This is a genomic window from Kluyvera sp. 142486, assembly GCF_046569695.1.
In the GTDB taxonomy this organism is placed as follows: Bacteria; Pseudomonadota; Gammaproteobacteria; order Enterobacterales; family Enterobacteriaceae; genus Kluyvera.
The window spans coordinates 83,428-105,883 of sequence record NZ_JBKHUI010000014.1 but is presented as its reverse complement, the minus strand read 5'-3'; the positions used below and the strand labels follow the sequence as shown (position 1 = coordinate 105,883).

The following is a 22,456-nucleotide window of genomic DNA, read 5'->3' as shown; positions in this document are numbered from 1 at the left end:
AGGCTCCTGACAGCAACATAAGAACGATGACCAATAAGCGGCTCATTGCATTTTCACCAGAACATAGGCCGTTGCATGCAACTTACCGGGCGTTACGGTTTTTCCATTCAACTTCTTTAGTGTTGCAATGAAATTATACGAGTACATTGAATAACCGGATACCGAAGCACCTTCCCTTGTCGCACCCCGCAATACAGGATACCAACCAGCTGCATTACCCCCGGGCGTCAGCGTGGCAATTCCAGGCTGCCCAACCAGCATAAGCGAGATACCCGGATCGCTACTATTCGCAATCGTTATACCGACACCTTTTGCGCTATTCTCATCAAAGTAATTATCTGACACCAGAGCGCTAACGCCGCCGCTGCCGTTAACTAAACCTAACGTTGAAGCTGCGCTGTAGGCCCCCTCGGAAACCTGGATGCCAAGTGCGATTTGCCTATCGCTGACCCCTGATGTTGCAGAATCGCTGCATTCAACCCGGACGGAAAAATTTCCGCTAACCTCCTGACCGGACTCCAGCGCATCAACCGATATCGTCGGAAACATAACCATCGGCGTAGCGTTACGAGCAACACAGGTTGGGTTCGAATAGAGCCTATTGGCAGTACGCATCCCATAAGCAAAACCGTTATCTGCCCCCCAGGAATCATAGTTGTAAGCGCTATCTTCCCCCTCGCTGTCACGGGCAAAGTAGAACGTCACGTTGCTGTCGCCAGACAATTGTAGATAGGCGTTGGGTTGTATGCAGGAGTAGATCTTTCCCGCTGCATTTGCAAATGCAATCCCGCCGCCATCATTGTTATTATTTCCGCAATAGCTAGTCACAGCACTCGTTCCAGGAAGAGTGCTTACTCTATATAGTTCCGCCTGGAGAATTGGAATATCCTGCAACCGAATCTGAATCTTCGAACCTGACGTAGCGTAACTGGTAATAGGAACTTTTTTCCAGTTACGGGTAATTGTCGTCCCTGACATTGTTAACCGCAGTCCAACATACGCAAACCAAGTTGCATAAACATCTTCAAGACCATCTACCGCACCAATATCGTAAAAGCCGCCAATACGGTCATCTCCATTTGTAGAAACCAGAAAATAAATATTTGGCAAATCAGCCGCATCACATTCCCAAAATACCGTGCTCGCGGTAGAACCACCATATGTATAGTTGGTTGGTGGAACAACAACGCTTGCTATTTGGCTCCCTACAGGCATGAAATAAGTATCCGTGAGATTTATTTTGCCAAAAGGAATTAATGCAGAATAACCATCCTCCGTTTGCGGATAGCCATTTTTAGTACAAGCAGCCAATGAAGGAAAAGTAAAAAAGAGCATTAATAGACCAGTGAAAAAAGTTATTAGAACCTTCATTTTTGCGTCCTTTCTCATTACGGCTAGTAAATACATTCAGCTGCAAGCTTTACTAATGTTTGGTTTTGTTTAGATTCCGGCACCTGATAAGATAAGCTGCAGCTATCTTCAGCGCTATCTCCCCACTGAACAATAAGCTTGCCGTTCATATTCTCGGTACGGACATATATCTGACCCCCTTGCCCAACCATGCCAATAATCTCGCCATGTTCATCAACCACATCCGCCCCCAAAGGAACTGGCTGACCATCTTTAAATCGAGAACTAATAAGCAGCGCAGTACCAGTACGCGTACGGAACACCACTTTCACGCCAGAGCCAGCAACCGGGGCAATTTGTTTTTCACTATCAATCAGCTCAGCGTCTCCTTCCATACCCTGCGGATCAAGGGATATTCGATTGTAGCGATAAGGGGTAACCGCAGGGACCAGCGCGTATCCGTGGCTATCAATAACGGTTTGCTGCGAACTGAAGATCTTTGCGCCCTCCGCACCTTTCGCTTCAACCAGCGCAAATGTGTCACCTAGATACGGGCCTGTCGTGACTCCACCGGAATGAGCGACAAACGCTCCCTGAGCATTCCCGGAGGCCTGCCAATAGTTATTTCCTTTAGATGTATTGAGGCCCAATGTGGCAAACGATGTACGTTTTTGTAGATTGCCACCAATCGTCGTTAGCCCATTATTTTGATCGCGTGCAGCGCTAAGGTTGTAGTTCGTCGTCAGAGCCTCATCCATCATGCCCGATGCGGAAGTCTGATACTGATCGCCACCTTGTGAAGAGTGAGTCCATGTATTAGAAAGATCGACCGATCGAGGTCCAGAACCAAGAGGGATGGAAAATGATAGCGACACCAACGTCTCCATTTCTCCAGCATCGTTTTGATAACCCCCTGTCCGCTGGCGCCCTACCGACAGATTCATGGAGATCCCCTTAGAGAAGGTCTTGCTATAACCGAGCTGCAACTGAGTATCACGCTTGCGGCCACCTCGATAATTTTGCGTGGAGCTGGAAAGGAAAATATTCCCGTAGCGCTCAAGACTCTGGCTTATTGAAATATCAAACCTTGAAAGCTGGAGATAAGTACTGGACTGCCAGTCACTCATTCCCTCTTCTTTCTCTGCCTGACGCAAACCGAGCACATCACTCAGGTCACGGTACCCCTTTGTTGAATATCGATAGCCCGCAAGTGACACCGTAGTGCTAGTCGGCTGAAATGTTTTGCTCCATGTAAAATGCATCATCCAACCATCGGTGTAACCAGCAACAGGTAAATCGGCTCTGGAATAGGTTAAATTGGCCCCAAATGCCCCCAGGTAATTACTATAAACACCACCGAACAGCGCCGATTGATAGCCATCGGAAATGCGTACGCCGCTATTTGCAGTGATATTATTTGTTACCCCACGCTGCCAGTTTATATCAGTAAAATAAGCCTCATCACCGCTGTCTCGTGTTTTCCCTGTTTCAATACTAAAGCGCGATATACCCGGGCGCATAGATTCCGGGACGGCTGAAAATGGAACCGTAAACCGGCTAACGGAGCCATTTGCTTCCGTGATAGTCACGTTCAGATCACCGCTATAGCTGGTTGGATAAAGATCGTTTATCTCAAAAGCACCCGGCACCACTGTCGTTTGATAAATTTCAGCACCATTTTGAGTTACCGAGACCTTGGCATTGGTTGCAGCAATCCCACGGATGGTCGGTGCATAACCGCGCATTGAATCAGGCAACATACGATCGTCAGTAGATAAACTGACACCATTAAAATTCAGGCCTGAGAAAAAACGCCCACTAGTAATCAATTCACCCGCCATCAGTTGGCTGTTTATTGTCGGTATCGGGCGTTGGATATAACTACGGATATTATTCCATGTGCTACCGTTGAGCTTATCCCAATTAAGCGTTGATAGTTGTCGGTATTGCCAACCAGCAAGATTGATCCCACCATTCAACGACAACCATGCAGAATCCCGGTCCTGAGCACCGTCATCGGAGTACGAGACGTGATAATAGTTAGCGACATAGTTGGCAAACCCTAAGGAAGAACCAACTTCCAATTCTGAAGGGCTCACATAACCGCGTGGTTTTTTATTTAGCAAGACCTGGGGTATACTAAATTCAATCCGCAGACGAGAAACATCAAGAGTTGTCGAACTCCCCTTCGCAGCCTGATCCATTAAACGGCACGATTCTTCGCGTTTGGAAGAATCGTCAATAATTTTAAGGCCAATAGCGGTCAACATTTCAGTCGTCATACAGGGTTGAACAGATCCATCAGCCTGCTCAGAAAAATCAACGTTGAATTGCTCAACAAATCGCCCATTGATATAAATATCCATTTTATATTGGCCGGGTAAAAGCGAGTTCTTTTTCGTTAATCGAGCCAAAGATGTCTGACTAAATTTTCCGCCACGGAATAATGCCGGATCAAAATAGTATTCATCGGAAGATGTCCCCTGGGACTTTCCATTTATTGCTGCCTGGGTATTTGAAATTGATGCAATAACAAGACAAAGAACCATTGGGTATTTCATTGAATCAGCCCCTATCCCTGTAGGCATTAGCAATGCAATTATTATTATATTTCGTTAAAGTGTGACCGTTGTGATCGTGTCAACACCATAATCATTAACAACCACCAATCGTACTTCGCCTCCCGAAAGGGACGATATAGGTGAAGGGGATTTCCACTCAACTTTGGCGCGTGGGGGTACAATGACAGAGTCAGCAAGTGAGATGGTTTTTCCATTAATATTCAGACTCGCATTTTTTATCACTGCATGATAAGGCGTAGGATTTGTTACAAAAACATTCCCACCACTTATTTTAAATACTAGCGACTTTGCCGTATCCGCTGAATCCCCTTTAATACCTTTCGGCCTGAAGAATATTTTCACGCGAGAGGTAATCGCCAGGATCAACTGATTCCCAGTCTGCTCACTTTTCTTCAAAATAGGAAGTTGACTAAAACTAAAGTAAAAAATTGATTCTCTATCCTGAGGCAGGTTACTGCCAATATACTGTAACCTAACGGATTGACCTGCATTAGGCTCCATACGGAAAATTTGTGGCGTCGCGATAAATGACGATGAGCCAAGACTTTCACTACTCACATTCTCGTTATCATCCACCTGAAGTTGAACAAGATAAAGCTGATTATCAGGATTTCTCAACTGTATAGTTTTCTCTTTAACTTGCTCAGGATAAATAATTCGTGTGCCAGTCATCACCACGCTAGCATGAGCAGCGTTGAAACTGAACGAAATGAAACCAATAAAAAAAACCAATAAGTTGCGCATTTACGCTCCTCAAAAAATACGAATTCTGACCAGGTACGTGAGCACCTGGTCAGAATATATTAATCAGAGATAGCTTACGGTGTATTCCGCAACAGCGCTGATTTTACCAGCCTGTGCACCAGTAGCATTAATAACGTAATAACGAGCACCAAACTCATAGTTTGCAGACGTTGCATCCTTCGGTAACACCAACCCAGGAACGCTTGTCACGCCAGACAGCATCACCGGAGTGCCGCCAGAAGCAGAAGACATCAGCTGAATACCATAACCCACCGCTGCATTTGTTGTTTCACGGTTGCCTAACGTACCGCTCGTTGCATCAACGTCATAGCCCAGGAATTTGGTTGAAATTGGTGTGGTGGAAGTTGATGAAGCAGTACAACCGCTTACCGAAACGGTAAATGCCGTTAAACCAGCAGTCTGCCCCGTCGTCAGCGTAGTACCAAAATCAGTCACAGTGGTGGTTGGCAGCATAACCACCGAGTTAGTCTGACCATTGATATTTACCGAGCATGTCTGAGAAGTGACTTCACCGACAAAAGTAATCGTCGGCGCAGCAAAGCTGACGCAAGGTAACGAAGTTAAAGCCAGAGCCACTGCAATTTTTTTAACATTAAACATGATATATCCTTATTTTAAAACATTGACAATTAAAAAATTCACCACACAGATGAATACGCTAAAATATCGTCAAACACATCCATTTGAACAATTAACCAGAGAAAGTGATTCACTTAATGTATACTTTTGCGCAAAGCATTTTCTTTTTAAGATATTAAAAAAATAAAATTAAAAAAACAATCCCCCATGCTTAAGCATCACACGTCAGGCAATTAAAAACCAAAAGAAACAGAGAATTAAACATAAAAAAATAAATAGCTAAAGAGACATCATATAAACATCACAAATAAAATAACATGTTAATATAAACATCAATGATAGCTTAGTAGGATATTACCTAAGCCACTAATTAAAAAATATAATACTTAAGCATAAAAACCTCTGATATGTTAACACTCAGCGTAACACTTAATATTAACACCAATATTTAATAAAAATTAAAAACACCACCGCGTTAAAATATTAGAATATCCGCAAAGAAATAGGTATATATAATAGAACGTAACACTCTGATATTAGAGAAGGTAGGAATGAAAACGGCAGGCCGATCGCCTGCCTGGCGGGAATCAATGAATCAGTACAGTAGACGTGCGCGAACGGTGCCCGGAATCGCCTTCATGCTCAACAAAGCTTTTTCAGCCACATCTTCTTCCGCTTCAATATCGATAACCACATAGCCCATCTGCGGCGTCGTTTGCAGATACTGTGCGGCAATGTTCACGCCCTGCTCGGCGAAGATCTGGTTGAGTGCCGTCAGCACGCCAGGACGGTTTTCGTGAATATGCAGCAGGCGACGACCGCCGTGCAGCGGTAGCGACACTTCCGGGAAGTTGACCGCAGAGAGCGTCGAGCCGTTATCGGAGTACTTAATCAGTTTGCCAGCCACTTCCAGGCCGATGTTCTCCTGCGCTTCCTGGGTAGAACCGCCGATGTGTGGCGTCAGGATAACGTTGTCGAACTCGCACAGCGGCGAGGTGAACGGCTCGCTGTTGGTAGCAGGTTCGGTTGGGAAAACGTCGATCGCCGCCCCAGCCAGGTGCTTACGCGCCAGCGCATCACACAACGCAGGGATTTCAACGACCGTGCCGCGTGAGGCGTTAATCAGCAGCGCGCCTGGTTTCATCAGCGCCAACTCTTCTGCGCCCATCATGTTCTTGGTTGAAGCATTTTCCGGCACGTGCAGGCTGACAACGTCACTCATGTTCAGCAGGTCAGAAAGATGCTGTACCTGGGTGGCGTTACCTAGCGGTAGCTTGTTTTCAATATCGTAGAAGAAGACATGCATCCCCAGCGATTCCGCCAGAATACCGAGTTGGGTGCCGATGTGGCCGTAGCCGATAATGCCCAGCTTTTTGCCGCGCGCTTCATAAGAGCCCGCCGCCAGTTTATTCCACACGCCACGGTGCGCTTTGGCATTCGCTTCCGGGATACCGCGAAGCAGCAGCAGCAGTTCGCCGATCACCAGTTCCGCCACGGAGCGAGTGTTAGAGAATGGCGCGTTAAATACAGGAACGCCGCGCTTGGCTGCCGCCACCAGATCGACCTGGTTGGTGCCGATACAGAAGCAGCCTACCGCCACCAACTTCTCAGCGGCAGCAAAAACTTCTTCCGTCAGATGAGTACGGGAACGCAGGCCGATGAAGTGGGCATCACGGATCGACTCTTTCAGCTGTTCGCTATCCAGCGCACCCTTGTGAAACTCGATATTGGTGTAGCCTGCCGCACGCAGACTATCCACCGCCTTCTGGTGCACGCCTTCAACCAGCAGAAATTTAATTTTCTCTTTTTCCAGTGATACCTTAGCCATTTCCCCGTCCTGTCTTTGTTTTACTGATGTTGTGGTGAACGAAAGTTCACCTAAGCAACATATCAAAAAAAATTATTGCGGCAATATGAACGTTTGCGTCGGGGTGATGAAGAAATGTCATCCAGCGGAAAATGCCAGCATAAAATGCTAAGTGGAAAGATAAACGTGGGATGTTAATAATGCGTGACGTAAAAATGTGACACAAGTCACCGAATTTAGCCCGCATAAAAAAAATGGGGGAAATTGTATTTTCCCCCCGGCCAGATCATTTCACGATGGTTTTCACACCGTCGGCGGTGCCAATCAGCGCGACGTCCGCGCCACGGTTCGCGAACAGACCCACGGTGACCACGCCTGGAATGCCGTTAATCGCGTTTTCCAGTGCAATGGCATCGAGGATTTCCAGGCCGTGCACGTCAAGAATCACGTTGCCGTTATCGGTCACTACGCCCTGACGATACTCTGGACGACCGCCCAGCTTCACCAGTTCACGCGCCACGGCGCTGCGGGCCATCGGGATCACTTCAACCGGCAGCGGGAAGTTACCCAGAATATCAACCTGCTTGGAAGCATCAGCGATACAGATAAATTTATCTGCAACGGAGGCGATGATTTTTTCGCGCGTCAGCGCTGCGCCGCCGCCTTTGATCATCTGCATATGGCCGTTGATCTCATCCGCACCATCAACGTAGATGCCTAAACGGTCGACTTCGTTCAGATCGAAAACGGTAATGCCAAGGCTTTTCAGCTTCTCGGTAGAAGCATCTGAGCTTGATACCGCCCCTTCGATTTGTCCTTTCATCGTGCCCAGCGCATCAATAAAGTGCGCCGCGGTAGACCCCGTGCCCACACCGACAATCGTACCCGGCTGTACGTATTGAAGTGCTGCCCAGCCTACTGCTTTTTTCAGTTCATCCTGCGTCATGATCGTTTCGCCTGTGGTGTCATCAACTGCCGCGCATTATAGAACATAACTCTGGAACAATTCGAGCAACCGGGAAACCTCAGGCTGGACGCGATGGAACAGGCGCTCAACTCGTGACCTCCATCACAGTAAACTGCAAACCATTTTCGTCTGTATATCGGGTAAATTTATGTCATAGTGCAGATAACACCTATAGGGGAGTACCTCAGAGCAATGAAACGTCCGGACTACAGAACACTACAGGCGCTTGATGCCGTTATCAGGGAACGTGGGTTTGAACGCGCCGCGCAGAAACTGTGCATTACTCAGTCCGCCGTTTCCCAACGCATTAAGCAGTTGGAGAACATGTTCGGTCAGCCGCTACTGGTGCGAACCGTGCCACCACGCCCAACGGAACAGGGGCAAAAGCTGCTGGCGCTGCTGCGTCAGGTTGAGCTGCTGGAAGAAGAGTGGCTTGGCGATGAGCAAACCGGCTCCACGCCGCTGCTGCTGTCGCTGGCGGTCAACGCCGACAGTCTGGCGACCTGGCTGCTGCCGGCTCTTGCCGACGTGTTGGCCAACTCCCCTATTCGTTTGAATTTGCAGGTAGAAGATGAAACCCGCACCCAGGAACGCCTGCGTCGTGGTGAAGTGGTTGGTGCGGTGAGTATCCAGCCACAAGCGCTGCCAAGCTGTTTGGTTGATCAGCTCGGAGCGCTCGATTATCTGTTTGTCGGGTCAAAAGCGTTCGCTGAACGCTATTTCCCTAACGGTGTGACTCGCTCTGCGCTGCTAAAGGCACCCGCCGTGGCCTTCGATCATCTGGACGATATGCACCAGGCCTTTTTGCAGCAGAACTTCGATCTGCCGCCGGGCAGCGTGCCGTGCCACATCGTTAACTCTTCAGAAGCGTTTGTGCAGCTGGCCCGTCAGGGAACGACCTGCTGTATGATCCCGCATTTGCAGATCGAGAAAGAGCTGGCAAGCGGGGAGTTGATTGACTTAACCCCGGGGCTGTTCCAGCGTCGGATGCTGTACTGGCACCGGTTTGCGCCGGAGAGCCGAATGATGCGCAAGGTGACGGATGCGTTGTTGGCTTATGGGCATAAGGTGTTGCGTCAGGATTAACCCGTGCGCTAACACAGAGAGTGTATAAGGGGGCGGCCAATCGCCGCCGCCCCCTTTAAACGCTTATTTCGCCGCAGGTGCCGGAGTTGTCGCTGAAGCAGCTGGAGCCGCAGCCTGCTCAGGCTGAAGCTGGAACACCACATCCACCTGATCATCAAACTGGATCGTCGCCTGCTCGTAAGTTTCCTGCGCGGAAACCGGCGCCGCATCCGCCTTCATCATCCGCACCATCGGGCTCGGCTGATAGTTGGATACGTGGTAACGCACGCTATATACCGGCCCCAATTTGCTATGGAAACCTGCGGCCAGCGACTGCGCCTGATGAATCGCATCTTCAATAGCCGCTTTACGCGCTTTATCTTTATAGGCATCCGGCTGAGCCACGCCCAGCGACACAGAACGGATTTCGTTCAGCCCGGCCTTCAGCGCGCCATCCAGCAGCGAGTTCAGCTTATCCAGCTGGCGCAGCGTCACCTCCACGGTGCGCACCGCGCGATAGCCTTTCAGCACGCTTTTACCGTTCTGGTAGTCATAATCTGGCTGGGTACGCAGGTTCGCGGAGCTGATATCTTTTTTCGCTACACCGTTCTGCTCGAGGAAGGAGAGATATTGTGCGACACGCTGGTCGGCCTGTTTTTTCGCGCTCGCGGCATCCTTGGCAGCAATGTTGACTTCAATGGCAAGCGTCGCGATATCCGGAACCGCATCCACGCTCGCCGTACCCGATGTCACGATATGCGGGCTGTCCGGCAATTCATTTGCCTGTACCGCCATTGCGCTAAACCCAACTACTGCAGCCAGAGCCATCACTTTAAACTTCACTGTTGTATCTCCTTGGTTATCACCCAACAACGGGGTCTTGCCTGCAAGCTTAGCCGTTGCCAGGGGAAAGTCCATCAGATGAGACCTAGTTCAGCAACGCATGCAGATGTCCGACACCCTCTTTTGCCAGCTGAAATGCAATAAACCACATCACTACACCGACAACGAGGTTAATAATACGCTGTGCTTTAGCGGTACGTAAACGCGGAGCAAGCCAGGCCGCCAGCAGCGCTAACGCGAAGAACCACAGAAAAGAGGCGCTTACAGTGCCCAGCGCAAACCAGCGTTTTGGTTCCTCCGCCAGTTGGCCGCCGAGGCTGCCCAGCACCACAAAGGTATCCAGATAGACGTGTGGGTTAAGCCAGGTCACCGCCAGCATGGTGGCGATAATTTTCCAGCGCCCCTGCTTCATCACCTCGGCATTCGCTAGCTCAATATTGCTGCCCATCGCGGTTTTCAGTGCGCCAAAGCCATACCACAGCAGGAACGCGACGCCGCCCCAGGTCACCAGCGCCAGCAGCCATGGCGAAGCCGTCAGCAGCGCGCTACCGCCAAAGATCCCGGCGCAGATCAACAGCAGATCGCTAACGGCGCAAAGTAAGGCAATCATCAGGTGATATTGACGACGGATCCCCTGGTTCATGACGAAAGCATTTTGCGGCCCCAACGGCAGAATCATCGCAGCACCGAGCATAAGACCTTGAAAATAATAAGATATCACGATATTTTTCTTCAAATAGTTCAGGAATGGCGCTGACTATAGCGCGATAACATCATTAGCGGAAATTGATATTTTTAATAGATAATTAGTTTAACTAATGAAAGCCGGGCGCGATATAAACGACACTCTAATTTATTAGAGTCATGAAGCTAAAGGATTAGAAATGAATATTAACGTTATGCTCTCACGGTCGTTCACTGCATTTGCACTGCTGACGCTGTCTATCGGTTGCGCAAATGCAGAGACCGTATTGCGCTACACCGACCACGAACCGTATGGCAACATGCGAACCCGGGCAATAAAGACTATTTTCTTCGCCGCCATAGAAAAAGAGTCGCAGGGACGATTGCGCATCGAGGCGCACTGGAACGGTGAGCTCTCAACCAGCTATGATGCATTGCACACTCTACAGGAGGGCAAAAAAGCCGATATCGGCATTGTTGTGCCAGAATATACCCCCGAACAGCTCCCCCTATTTCAGGTATTCAAAAGCTTCCCTCTTGGCCCTGATAACGGCGCAAAGCAGTCGTTATTCTTTCAACGTGTGTTTAAAGCGATCCCTGAATTTGATGCTGAACTGGCGCAAAACAATCTGGTCAATTTACAGTTTTTCCTCGGCTATCCCGCAGCCTTCTTTAGCACCACATCCAATATGCCATTGACACATTTACAGGGCACCACCTGGCGAACCGCCAGCTTCTGGCACCAGGCCTATCTGGAAAATGCAGGAGGTCGCGTAGTGAAAATGCCGTGGAATGGGCAAATAACCGAAGCATTAAAGAACGGAACATTGAATGGATTGCTGGTTAATCTGGATAGCGGCGACGATATTCACGCCCAGCAGGCGGCAAAATATATCCAACTGTCTCCACGGCTATGGATGGGGCATGTCTATCTTCTGACCATGAATAAAGCACGCTGGAATTCACTATCGGCCGATGACAAAGCCGCTATACAGCGAGCAGCAGCCCAGACTCAACGGCAAATCGGCCCACTGCTGGATACCAGCCTACGCGAAATGACCGATGCGATGGGTAAACAAGGTGCCGCTATTACCTGGCTCTCCCCTGCCCAATTGCAGTCCTGGCAGCACGTTAGCCGTTATCAGCAGGAACAACAAAAATGGGTCTCAGCACAGGAAGCAAAAGGTCGCGGCGATAGCGGACAAATACTGTCTCGCGTTGCGACGATGCTCGATGCCGCGATGAGCCAATAAAAGAGATAAAAATGCCGGGCATAAACCCGGCATTTTCACAGCGTAGAAGCGATTATTGCTGAGCAGCGCTGCCCGGCTGCATATGCACATCTAGCTGCGGGTAAGGAAAGCTAATACCGTTGGCGTCGAACTCACGCTTAATTTGCTCCAGCACGTCCCAGTAGACGTTTTGCAGGTCGCCGCTCAGGCTCCAGGCGCGCACGACAAAATTCACTGATGACGGCGCCAGTTCATTTAAGCGCACGGTAATATCACGGTCTTTGAGAATGCGGTTATCCGCTTCCAGAATGCGGGTCAGGATCTGCTTAACCTTATCAATATCCGCATCGTAAGAGACGCCAATAATGAACTCATTACGGCGCGCAGGTTCGCGGGAGAAGTTGATAATATTGCCGGCGATAATTTTACCGTTTGGAATAACGATAATTTTACCGTCAACGGTACGCATGGTGGTCGAGAAAATCTGCACGCTGAGCACGGTACCGGCAACGCCGCCGAGATCAACGTATTCACCCGCGCGGAACGGACGGAACATCACCAGCAGTACGCCAGCAGCCAGGTTGGAGAGCGAACCCTGCAGCGCCAGACCTACGGCTAAACCGGCGGCACCCAGCACGGCAATCACTGAGGCGGTCTGCACACCGACGCGGCCCAGCGCGGCAATCAGCGTAAAAGCGATAATCGCGTAGCGTACCAGCGCGGAGAGGAAGTCCGCTACAGTGGCATCAATTTTACGCGCCAGCATCAGGCGGTTGACGGTGCCAGAGACAATCCTCGCCACAATCATCCCGACGATAAGGATCGCAATCGCCGCAACAATATTAACGGCGTAGCTCAGCAGGAGTTCCTGGTTGCGCACCAGCCAGGAGCCTGCGTTGTTTATGCTGTCGACAACGTTTAAATCTTCCATTCAATATTCCTTATGGATACCCGGATGGGAAACTAAAAGCGGCCCGTAAAAGTACAGGCAGGTATAAAGGGTAAACAAAAAATCAGTATTTTGCCAAACCGATCACGTTTTTATACCGGCCCATCATATTGAAAAGGCAATAAAAAAGCCCGCTATGCAGCGGGCTTTTGGTCAAGAATCAGGTTTATCTTACAGAACGTCTTTCGCGTTCAGTTCAGTGAAAGCCTGCTCCAGACGAGCGATCATGGACGCCTGAGCTGCACGCAGCCATACGCGTGGATCGTAGTATTTCTTGTTCGGCTGGTCTTCGCCTTTCGGGTTGCCCAGTTGGCCCTGCAGGTAAGCTTCGTTGGTTTTGTAGTACTGCAGGATACCGTCCCAGGTTGCCCATTGGGTGTCGGTATCGATGTTCATTTTTACTACGCCGTAGCTTACGGAGTCTTTGATTTCCTGAGCAGAAGAACCGGAACCGCCGTGGAAGACGAAGTTCAGGCTGTTGTGCGGCAGGTTGTGTTTCTTAGAAACGTATTCCTGAGAATCACGCAGGATAGTTGGGGTCAGAACCACGTTACCTGGTTTGTACACACCGTGTACGTTACCGAAGGAAGCTGCGATGGTGAAACGTGGGCTGATTTTGCTCAGTTCAGTGAACGCGTAATCAACGTCTTCTGGCTGAGTGTACAGTGCAGAAGCGTCCATGTGGCTGTTGTCGACGCCGTCTTCTTCACCGCCGGTGCAACCCAGTTCAATTTCCAGAGTCATGCCCATTTTGGACATGCGCGCCAGGTATTTGGAGCAGATTTCGATGTTTTCGTGCAGGGACTCTTCGGACAGGTCGATCATGTGGGAAGAGAACAGTGGCTTACCGGTAGCTGCGAAGTGTTTTTCACCCGCGTCCAGCAGACCGTCGATCCACGGCAGCAGTTTCTTAGCGCAGTGGTCAGTGTGCAGGATTACTGGAACACCGTAGTGTTCAGCCATCTGGTGTACGTGGTGTGCACCGGAGATAGCACCCAGGATTGCAGCGCCCTGAGGAACGTCAGTTTTCACGCCTTTACCTGCGATGAACGCAGCGCCGCCGTTGGAGAACTGAACGATAACCGGTGCTTTAACTTTTGCAGCGGTTTCCAGAACGGCGTTGATGGAGTCAGTACCAACGCAGTTAACTGCTGGCAGAGCGAAGTTGTTTTCTTTTGCTACCTGGAAAACTTTCTGTACGTCATCACCGGTGATAACACCTGGTTTTACGAAATCAAAAATTTTAGACATGTTACGTAGTCCTGTATCTTCGGCCGTTAGAAAAGGTGCGAGCTCTATAAAGCGCGCTGAAAATGGGGCAGGTTTCCCTGCCCTTGAATGGCTTACTTCTTAGCGCGCTCTTCGAGCATTGCTACTGCTGGCAGTACTTTGCCTTCCACGAATTCGAGGAATGCACCGCCACCAGTGGAAATGTAGGAGATTTTGTCAGCGATACCGAACAGGTCGATAGCTGCCAGGGTGTCGCCGCCGCCTGCGATGGAGAACGCGTCGCTGTCTGCAATTGCGTTAGCAACGATTTCAGTACCTTTGCGGAAGTTCGGGAATTCGAACACGCCAACTGGGCCGTTCCACAGGATGGTTTTTGCGTTTTTCAGGATCTCAGCCAGTTTCTCAGCAGAAACGTCGCCCAGGTCCAGAATCTGCTCTTCATCTTTGATGTCGTTTACAGATTTCAGGGTAGCGGTCGCGGTTTCGGAGAACTCGGTCGCTACGCGAACGTCGGTTGGAACTGGGATATCGCAGGTGGTCAGCAGACGTTTAGCTTCTTCAACCAGGTCAGCTTCGTACAGGGATTTACCCACGTTGTGGCCTTGAGCGGCAACGAAGGTGTTCGCGATACCACCACCAACGATCAGCTGGTCAGCGATTTTAGACAGGGAGTCCAGAACGGTCAGTTTGGTAGAAACTTTAGAACCACCAACGATAGCGACCATTGGGCGAGCTGGTTCTTTCAGTGCTTTACCCAGCGCGTCCAGTTCAGCTGCCAGCAGTGGGCCTGCGCACGCAACGTCAGCAAATTTGCCGATACCGTGGGTGGAAGCCTGTGCACGGTGTGCAGTACCGAATGCGTCCATTACGAATACGTCGCACAGTGCAGCGTATTTTTTGGACAGCGCTTCGTCGTCTTTCTTCTCGCCTTTGTTAAAGCGAACGTTTTCCAGAACAACCAGCTCACCGGCAGCAACTTCAACACCATCCAGGTAATCTTTAACCAGACGAACCGGAGCAGACAGTTTGTCTTTCAGGTAATTAACAACCGGCAGCAGAGAGAATTCTTCATTGTACTCGCCTTCGGTCGGACGACCCAGGTGAGAAGTCACCATCACTTTCGCACCCTGTTTCAGCGCCAGCTCGATAGTTGGCAGTGAAGCACGGATACGCGCGTCGCTGGTTACTTTCCCTTCTTTAACTGGTACGTTCAGGTCCGCACGGATGAAAACGCGTTTACCAGCCAGATCCAGATCGGTCATCTTAATTACAGACATGGTGAATCCTCTCGTTGATACTTAAAGTTTTGTCGACGCTCAAGCGTCGAGCCTGAAACCAATAGCGGCCATTGCTAACGTGGTGTCGAGCATTCGGTTAGCAAAACCCCATTCGTTATCACACCAGACCAGCGTTTTGATCAGATGCGCTCCACTTACCCGCGTCTGCGTACCATCGACAATGGCGCTGTGCGGATCGTGGTTAAAATCAGTTGAGACCAACGGTAATTCCGTATAGTCAACTATACCATGAAATGCACCCTGTGCTGCTTTTTGCAGCAACTGGTTGACTTCATTTGCTTTTACTGGCTTTTTCACCGTCACGCTCAGGTCAATTGCCGTCACGTTAATGGTCGGTACTCGCACCGCAATCGCCTCGAAGCGGTCACCAAACTGCGGGAAAATTCGCGCAATGCCCGCGGCAAGTTTAGTATCTACCGGAATAATCGACTGGCTTGCTGCGCGCGTGCGGCGTAAATCGGGATGGTAGGCGTCAATCACCTGCTGGTCGTGCATCGCGGAATGGATGGTCGTGACCGTGCCCGATTCAATGCCATAGGCATCATCTAACAGTTTAATGACGGGAATGATGCAGTTGGTAGTGCAGGAGGCGTTGGAGACAATACGATGCTCCGCACGCAGTTCATGCTGATTGACCCCAAACACCACGGTGGTGTCGAGATCGTTGCTGCCAGGATGTGAAAAGAGCACCTTCTTCGCGCCGGCGGCAATATGGGCTTCGCCGTCATGGCGGCTGCCATATACACCGGTACAGTCTAGCACGACATCAACCGATAGCTCTTTCCAGGGCAGCGCTTCAATAGTGCGCTCATGCAAAAGACGGATGGCGTCATCGCCGACGAAAAGCTGTTCACGCTCCTGGCGAACATCCCAGGCAAAGCGCCCGTGGCTGGTGTCATATTTCAACAAATGCGCGATGCCCGCAGCATCTGCCAGTTCGTTGATTGCCACCACGGTGATTTCCGCACGGCGTCCGGATTCATACAAAGCACGAACCACGTTACGTCCAATGCGACCGAAGCCATTAATCGCTACGCGTACGGTCATAGGTCTCCTGCAAGGTTGTCCCGATGCAAAGTGGCAAACAGAGTAATGCAGCCAAACGCTTTGGGAAACCTCACCCGCCACAAACAGTGACTGATTGGTTAAATGTCGAACGATTTGTCGACTGAAACGCTTCAGCTAGAATAAGCGAAACAAGGAATAAAAGGAATGATTGTCCAGACAGAGACGCCTAATATCTGACATGCATCACATTTTGATTGGAATAATATGCAAAGAAATTCCTGAGAATAAAAAAAGGGCCGCCGAAGCGACCCTTTTATTTCAGAGAAAACGCAGATTACAGCAGTGATTTCGCTTTCGCGAGAACGTTCTCAACGGTGAAGCCGAACTCTTTAAACAGCAGATCCGCTGGCGCAGACTCACCAAAGGTGGTCATGCCGACGATTGCGCCGTTCAGGCCCACGTATTTGAACCAGTAGTCTGCGATGCCCGCTTCGATAGCGACGCGTGCAGAGACGGCTTTCGGCAGTACGGATTCACGGTAAGCCGCGTCCTGCTTGTCGAATGCGTCGGTAGACGGCATGGACACCACGCGCGCCTTCACGCCTTCTGCGGTCAGTTTTTCGTAAGCGGCAACGGCCAGCTCAACTTCGGAACCGGTCGCAATCAGGATGATTTGCGGCTGGCCGTCGCTGTCTTTCAGCACATAACCACCACGAGCCACGTTCGCCAGCTGCGCTTCAGTACGTTCCTGCTGCGCCAGGTTCTGACGGGAGAGGATCAGTGCGGTTGGGCCGTCGTGACGCTCTACGCCGTATTTCCACGCAATCGCGGATTCAACCTGGTCACATGGGCGCCAGGTGCTCATGTTCGGGGTCACGCGCAGGGAAGCAATCTGCTCTACCGGCTGGTGAGTTGGGCCATCTTCGCCCAGACCGATGGAGTCGTGGGTGTAGACCATCACCTGGCGTTTCTTCATCAGCGCTGCCATACGCACCGCGTTACGGGCATATTCAACGAACATCAGGAAGGTAGAGGTGTACGGCAGGAAACCACCGTGCAGGGAGATACCGTTGGCAATCGCGGTCATACCGAATTCACGCACGCCGTAATGGATGTAGTTACCTGCGGTGTCTTCGTTAATCGCTTTTGAGCCGGACCAGATGGTCAGGTTAGAAGGTGCCAGGTCAGCGGAGCCGCCGAGGAATTCTGGCAGCAGAGGACCAAAGGCTTCGATAGCGTTCTGGGAAGCTTTACGGCTGGCGATTTTCGCCGGGTTAGCCTGCAGCTTAGCGATGAATTCGTTCGCTTTCGCGTCGAAGTCAGACGGCATGTCACCTTTCATACGGCGGGTGAATTCTGCTGCTTCCTGTGGGAAGGCTTTAGCGTAAGCGGCGAACTTATCGTTCCATGCTGCTTCTTTCGCCTGGCCTGCTGCTTTCGCATCCCACTGCGCGTAGATGTCAGCCGGGATTTCAAACGGACCGTATTTCCAGCCCAGTTTTTCGCGGGTCAGCGCCACTTCGGCTTCGCCCAGCGGTGCACCGTGGGAGTCGTGGGTGCCAGCTTTGTTTGGCGAACCGAAACCAATAACGGTTTTGCACATCAGCAGGGATGGTTTGTCGGTCACTTTACGTGCTTCTTCTACTGCACGTTTAATCGCTTCTGGATCGTGACCATCGATGCCACGGATCACGTGCCAGTGGTAGGCTTCGAAACGTTTAGCAGTGTCATCGGTGAACCAGCCTTCAACATGGCCGTCGATGGAGATGCCGTTGTCATCATAGAATGCGATCAGTTTGCCCAGTTTCAGGGTACCGGCCAGGGAGCACACTTCGTGAGAAATGCCTTCCATCATGCAGCCGTCGCCCATGAACGCATAGGTGAAGTGGTCAACGATGTCGTGACCAGGGCGGTTGAACTGCGCCGCCAGCGTTTTTTCTGCAATCGCCATACCTACGGCATTCGCAATACCCTGGCCCAGCGGGCCGGTAGTGGTTTCAACACCTGCGGTGTAACCCACTTCCGGGTGGCCCGGGGTTTTGGAGTGCAGTTGACGGAAGTTTTTCAGCTCTTCCATTGGCAGATCGTAGCCGGTGAGGTGCAGCAGGCTATAGATCAGCATGGAGCCGTGGCCGTTAGACAGCACAAAGCGGTCACGGTCAGCCCAGGACGGATTCTGCGGGTTATGGTTCAGAAAATCACGCCACAGGACTTCGGCAATGTCAGCCATACCCATAGGGGCACCCGGGTGACCGGAATTGGCTTTCTGTACTGCGTCCATGCTCAGCGCACGAATAGCATTAGCAAGCTCTTTACGTGAGGACATTTTGACTCCAGTTCGGACTGTTGAAGGCAACCCTAACGTCACGAGAGGCGCACGTTACGGGCTTTGCCAGAAAAAAGTGTCAACAATGTAACCTATGCGACAAAGCATGTACATGGAGCATCCTTTTGCCACTTCAGAAATCTCTGGAACAGAGGTTAACAAGATGTAATCCCCTCGCCCGTAAGCCGCGATATTCTTTATACTTAGCCTAACTCTGGCGGCGCAGTTCCAGGGCATTTTCAGATAAACGACTTTGGAAGCAATCTCATGAAGAAACGGGCGATGGTTCTGGCGTTTGGCGCAACTTTGCTGCTAAGCGGCTGCCAGAATATGGATTCAAATGGTTTATTAAGCTCGAGTACCGGTGCCTTGCAGGCATTTTCGTTGAGCGATCAGCAGGTTCAGGCGCTGAGCGACCAGGCCTGTAAGGATATGGACAGTAAGGCTACCATTGCGCCGGCAAACAGCGCTTATGTACAGCGGCTCAATAAGATAGCGGCGGCGCTTGGCGATAACATTAACGGACAGCCGGTGAACTACAAAGTCTATGTAGCGAAAGACGTCAACGCCTTCGCCATGGCTAACGGCTGTATTCGCGTCTACAGCGGCCTGATGGACCTGATGAACGATAATGAAGTCGAAGCGGTTGTCGGCCACGAAATGGGCCACGTAGCGCTTGGCCACGTTAAGAAAGGGATGCAGGTGGCGATTGGCACCAACGCCCTGCGCGCGGCGGCGGCATCCGCTGGCGGTATTGTAGGTAGCCTGTCGCAGTCGCAGCTTGGCGATCTTGGCGAAAAACTGGTGAACTCCCAGTTCTCCCAGCGTCAGGAATCAGAGGCGGACGACTACTCTTATGACCTGCTGCGCAAACGTGGGATCAACCCGACCGGGCTTGCCACCAGCTTTGAGAAACTGTCTAAGCTCGAGGATGGCCGTCAAAGCTCCATGTTTGACGATCACCCGGCCTCGCAGGAGCGCGCCCAGCACATTCGCGATCGCCTGCAGGCGGACGGCATTAAATAATGATTTAGGGGGCAATATTGCCCCCTTGCTTTGATAAGCAAAAAATATTAATAATGGCTAAACGGCATTAATTGATAATTTAAGCGCACAAACCGTTAAATATACGCAGATGCTAGCTCGGTCAAATATATAAGACAACTCCGCAGCGCTCGAGTTTTTATTCTGTATATTAAATAAAAAATATACTATTTACCTTTCATAAAGTTCTTTTACCTTATTTTTAAATAGTCCATAGCTATTCATGAGATCCAGACGCTACGCACCCTGCAGCACGATTCATCGCGACACATCCATTCATACAATGATTGCTTTCGACACTTTTTCAGGCGAATATCCGAAATGTAACAACACAATTCGACCGTCAGATAAACAGAGAAGTTCCCTCCGTGAAAAAGAAATTAACGTTAATTGCTTTAAGTATTATTGCCTCTGCACCGGCTTTCGCAAGCCAACAATCCGACAGCCAGGGTTTTATTGATGACAGTCATCTGGATCTCTTTTTGCGTAACGCGTATATCAAACGCGATTATCGCGATGGGCTGCATGATAAGAGCGAATGGGGCCAGGGCTTTATCGCCACCTTTGAATCCGGCTTCACCCAAGGCCCTATCGGCTTCGGCGTAGACGGTATCGCCCAGTACGGCGTGCGCCTGGACGGCGGCCGCGGTAACAGCGGCGCGGGCGGTATCGACTTTTTCGCTCAGGATAACGACGGCCGCGCGAAATCTGACTTAGCCAAATTCGGCGCCACCGCCAAAATGCGCTTCTCCAATACCGTGCTGAGCTACGGTAACCAGCGCCCAACGCTGCCGATTCTCTACGCTGACGACTCTCGCCTGCTGTATGAAACCTTTACCGGGACCATGCTGACCTCTAAAGAGATCGACGGTCTGGAAGTGAACGCCGGTTACTTCACCGACGAGCAGCGTAAAAGCGACGACAGCCACAATAGCGGCCTGACGAGCATCACCTTCGGCGGCGCGAGCTATCAGTTTAACGACCAACTGAGCGGCGCGCTGTACGCCTCTAACGTTGAAGACGTGCTGAACAAGCAGTACCTCGGCCTGAACTACGCGCAGCCGCTGGCGGCCTCTCAGAAACTGGTCTTCGACTTCAACGGCTATAGCTCTCGTCTGGATCAGGAATACGCCGACTCGCTCGATACCGGACGCAGCAACAGCATCTGGAGCCTGGCTACCAGCTACATCTGGGATATTCACACCTTCAAAATTGCCTACCAGCAGAGCAGCGGCAGCACCGGCTATCACTACGGCAGCTACCAGGATCAGGGCGGCGTCGGTGACGGCGGCAATACCATCTGGCTGGCGAACTCTTATTGGTCTGATTTCAACGGTGAAGATGAGCGTTCATGGCAGGCGTCCTACGCGCTGGACTTTGGCGGGCTGGGTTTACCGGGTCTGAGCTGGACCACGGCGTACGTTCGCGGCGATAACATCAAGACGGCGGAAACCAATAACGGTAAAGAACACGAGTGGTTTAACCAGGTGCAATACCAGGTCCAGAACGGCCCGGCGAAAGATCTGAAGTTTAAGGTTCGCTACTCGGTGCTGCGCGTTTCCAGCAACGCCAGCGACTATAACGTCGGCGGTAATGAAGTCCGCGTTTACGTCGAGTACCCGTTTAACGCATTTTAATCGTTGGGTGGTTCCCGGCGTCGCTGCACTCGGCCGGGCTACATGTTAATCGTAGCCCGGCCGAGGCGTTTACGCCGACGCCGGGGAACCTCCGCGAAGGCCTTACTCGCCCTTCTTCGCAGCCTGGATATACAGCATCTCCAGCGCCAGCGTCGCCGCTGCCAATGCAGTAATTTCGGACTGGTCGTAGGCTGGAGCCACTTCAACCACGTCCATCCCGACGATATTCAGATCCTTCAGGCCGCGAACCAGTTTAATGGCGCGATCGGAAGTCAGACCGCCGATCACTGGCGTACCGGTACCCGGAGCAAACGCCGGATCCAGACAGTCGATATCAAAGGTCAGGTAGACCGGCATATCGCCAACAATCTGCTTAACCTGCGCAATGATGTCATCCACGGTGCGATCGTTCACCTGGCCGGCGTCCAGCACGGTGAAACCGTTGTCTTTGTCGAACTCGGTACGAATACCAATCTGTACGGAGTGGTTCGGGTCGATCAGCCCTTCGTTCGGCGCGGTGAAGAACATGGTGCCGTGGTCGAACTCGCAGCCGTTAGCGTAGGTATCGGTGTGGGCATCGAAATGCACCAGCGCCATTTTGCCAAAATGCTTCGCGTGCGCGCGCAGCAGTGGCAGGGTGACGAAGTGGTCGCCGCCGAAGGAGAGCATGCGCTTACCGGCCGCCAGCAGTTTTTCCGCGTGGGCCTGCAGTTTTTCACTCATCTCACGAGCATCACCGAAAGCGTAAACCAGGTCACCGCAGTCCACCACGTTCAGGCGCTCGCGCATGTCGAAGTTCCACGGGAAGCGGTTGTGCTCCCAGGCCAGGTTGGTAGATACCTGACGAATGGCCGCCGGGCCGTGGCGGCCACCGGCACGACCTGAGGTCGCCATATCAAACGGTACGCCAGTAATGACCCAATCCGCGTCGCTGTCGTACGGCATGAAGTTCATCGGCAGACGAAGAAAACCAAACGCGTTGGAAACCAGGGAGTTATCGTATTGATGACCTAAGGTGCTCATGTGCTGACCTCTTTTAAAATCACTGTAAAAAAAATCCCCTCCGCGTCGTTAGGCCCGACGAGGAAGG

18 protein-coding genes are annotated in these 22,456 nt (G+C 51.2%); 4 read left to right on the top strand and 14 right to left on the bottom strand.

The window, feature by feature from the left end; genetic code table 11:
• Positions 1-42: 42 nt before the first annotated feature.
• The 6 genes from ACLGE8_RS16090 to rpiA form a co-directional block, all read right to left on the bottom strand.
• Positions 43-1,389, bottom strand: coding sequence for a fimbrial protein (locus ACLGE8_RS16090; RefSeq protein WP_410999933.1), 1,347 nt, complete (start codon positions 1,387-1,389; stop codon positions 43-45).
• Between the two features lie 5 nt (positions 1,390-1,394).
• The gene (locus tag ACLGE8_RS16085) at positions 1,395-3,899 is read right to left on the bottom strand and encodes a fimbria/pilus outer membrane usher protein (RefSeq protein WP_410999932.1); all 2,505 of its coding nucleotides are present in this window, start codon (positions 3,897-3,899) and stop codon (positions 1,395-1,397) included.
• Positions 3,900-3,965: 66 nt separating this feature from the next.
• On the bottom strand, positions 3,966-4,676 hold the full coding sequence (locus ACLGE8_RS16080) for a molecular chaperone (protein ID WP_410999891.1): 711 nt from the start codon (positions 4,674-4,676) through the stop codon (positions 3,966-3,968).
• Positions 4,677-4,739: 63 nt separating this feature from the next.
• Complete coding sequence (locus ACLGE8_RS16075; RefSeq protein ID WP_410999890.1) at positions 4,740-5,297, bottom strand: fimbrial protein; 558 nt, start codon at positions 5,295-5,297, stop codon at positions 4,740-4,742.
• 574 nt (positions 5,298-5,871) lie between these two features.
• Entirely contained in the window at positions 5,872-7,104 is a 1,233-nt protein-coding gene (serA, locus tag ACLGE8_RS16070) for a phosphoglycerate dehydrogenase (RefSeq protein ID WP_185669875.1), read from the bottom strand.
• A gap of 265 nt (positions 7,105-7,369) precedes the next feature.
• Complete coding sequence (gene rpiA, locus ACLGE8_RS16065; RefSeq protein ID WP_047347933.1) at positions 7,370-8,029, bottom strand: ribose-5-phosphate isomerase RpiA; 660 nt, start codon at positions 8,027-8,029, stop codon at positions 7,370-7,372.
• Positions 8,030-8,242: 213 nt separating this feature from the next.
• On the opposite strand from rpiA, the gene argP reads away from it, so the two are divergent.
• On the top strand, positions 8,243-9,136 hold the full coding sequence (gene argP, locus ACLGE8_RS16060) for a DNA-binding transcriptional regulator ArgP (protein WP_035896251.1): 894 nt from the start codon (positions 8,243-8,245) through the stop codon (positions 9,134-9,136).
• A 63-nt stretch (positions 9,137-9,199) separates the two neighbouring features.
• Here argP and ACLGE8_RS16055 read toward each other — a convergent pair whose 3' ends face one another.
• Together ACLGE8_RS16055 and argO are read right to left on the bottom strand one after the other, a co-directional pair.
• Positions 9,200-9,958 carry an oxidative stress defense protein gene (locus tag ACLGE8_RS16055; protein ID WP_410999888.1) on the bottom strand — a complete coding sequence of 253 codons (759 nt, stop codon included), beginning with the start codon at positions 9,956-9,958 and terminating at the stop codon, positions 9,200-9,202.
• Between the two features lie 85 nt (positions 9,959-10,043).
• A complete protein-coding gene (gene argO, locus ACLGE8_RS16050) occupies positions 10,044-10,679 on the bottom strand; it encodes an arginine exporter ArgO (protein WP_410999886.1) in 636 nt (211 codons plus the stop codon).
• A 163-nt stretch (positions 10,680-10,842) separates the two neighbouring features.
• Between argO and dctP the strand changes: the two genes are divergently transcribed.
• A complete protein-coding gene (gene dctP, locus ACLGE8_RS16045; RefSeq protein WP_410999884.1) occupies positions 10,843-11,895 on the top strand; it encodes a TRAP transporter substrate-binding protein DctP in 1,053 nt (350 codons plus the stop codon).
• A 52-nt stretch (positions 11,896-11,947) separates the two neighbouring features.
• On the opposite strand, the gene ACLGE8_RS16040 is transcribed toward dctP, so the two are convergent.
• The 5 genes from ACLGE8_RS16040 to tkt form a co-directional block, all read right to left on the bottom strand.
• The gene (locus ACLGE8_RS16040) at positions 11,948-12,805 is read right to left on the bottom strand and encodes a small-conductance mechanosensitive channel MscS (RefSeq protein WP_410999882.1); all 858 of its coding nucleotides are present in this window, start codon (positions 12,803-12,805) and stop codon (positions 11,948-11,950) included.
• 189 nt (positions 12,806-12,994) lie between these two features.
• On the bottom strand, positions 12,995-14,074 hold the full coding sequence (gene fbaA, locus ACLGE8_RS16035; protein ID WP_333498838.1) for a class II fructose-bisphosphate aldolase: 1,080 nt from the start codon (positions 14,072-14,074) through the stop codon (positions 12,995-12,997).
• A 92-nt stretch (positions 14,075-14,166) separates the two neighbouring features.
• On the bottom strand, positions 14,167-15,330 hold the full coding sequence (gene pgk / locus ACLGE8_RS16030; protein ID WP_410999880.1) for a phosphoglycerate kinase: 1,164 nt from the start codon (positions 15,328-15,330) through the stop codon (positions 14,167-14,169).
• A gap of 39 nt (positions 15,331-15,369) precedes the next feature.
• Entirely contained in the window at positions 15,370-16,398 is a 1,029-nt protein-coding gene (epd, locus tag ACLGE8_RS16025) for an erythrose-4-phosphate dehydrogenase (RefSeq protein ID WP_410999878.1), read from the bottom strand.
• A 295-nt stretch (positions 16,399-16,693) separates the two neighbouring features.
• Complete coding sequence (gene tkt, locus ACLGE8_RS16020) at positions 16,694-18,685, bottom strand: transketolase (RefSeq protein WP_115073718.1); 1,992 nt, start codon at positions 18,683-18,685, stop codon at positions 16,694-16,696.
• Between the two features lie 267 nt (positions 18,686-18,952).
• Between tkt and ACLGE8_RS16015 the strand changes: the two genes are divergently transcribed.
• Both ACLGE8_RS16015 and ACLGE8_RS16010 read left to right on the top strand, forming a co-directional pair.
• On the top strand, positions 18,953-19,711 hold the full coding sequence (locus ACLGE8_RS16015) for a M48 family metallopeptidase (RefSeq protein ID WP_220439522.1): 759 nt from the start codon (positions 18,953-18,955) through the stop codon (positions 19,709-19,711).
• Positions 19,712-20,097: 386 nt separating this feature from the next.
• The gene (locus tag ACLGE8_RS16010) at positions 20,098-21,366 is read left to right on the top strand and encodes an OprD family outer membrane porin (protein ID WP_410999876.1); all 1,269 of its coding nucleotides are present in this window, start codon (positions 20,098-20,100) and stop codon (positions 21,364-21,366) included.
• Positions 21,367-21,468: 102 nt separating this feature from the next.
• Here ACLGE8_RS16010 and speB read toward each other — a convergent pair whose 3' ends face one another.
• A complete protein-coding gene (gene speB, locus ACLGE8_RS16005; RefSeq protein WP_123652553.1) occupies positions 21,469-22,389 on the bottom strand; it encodes an agmatinase in 921 nt (306 codons plus the stop codon).
• Positions 22,390-22,456: the final 67 nt, after the last annotated feature.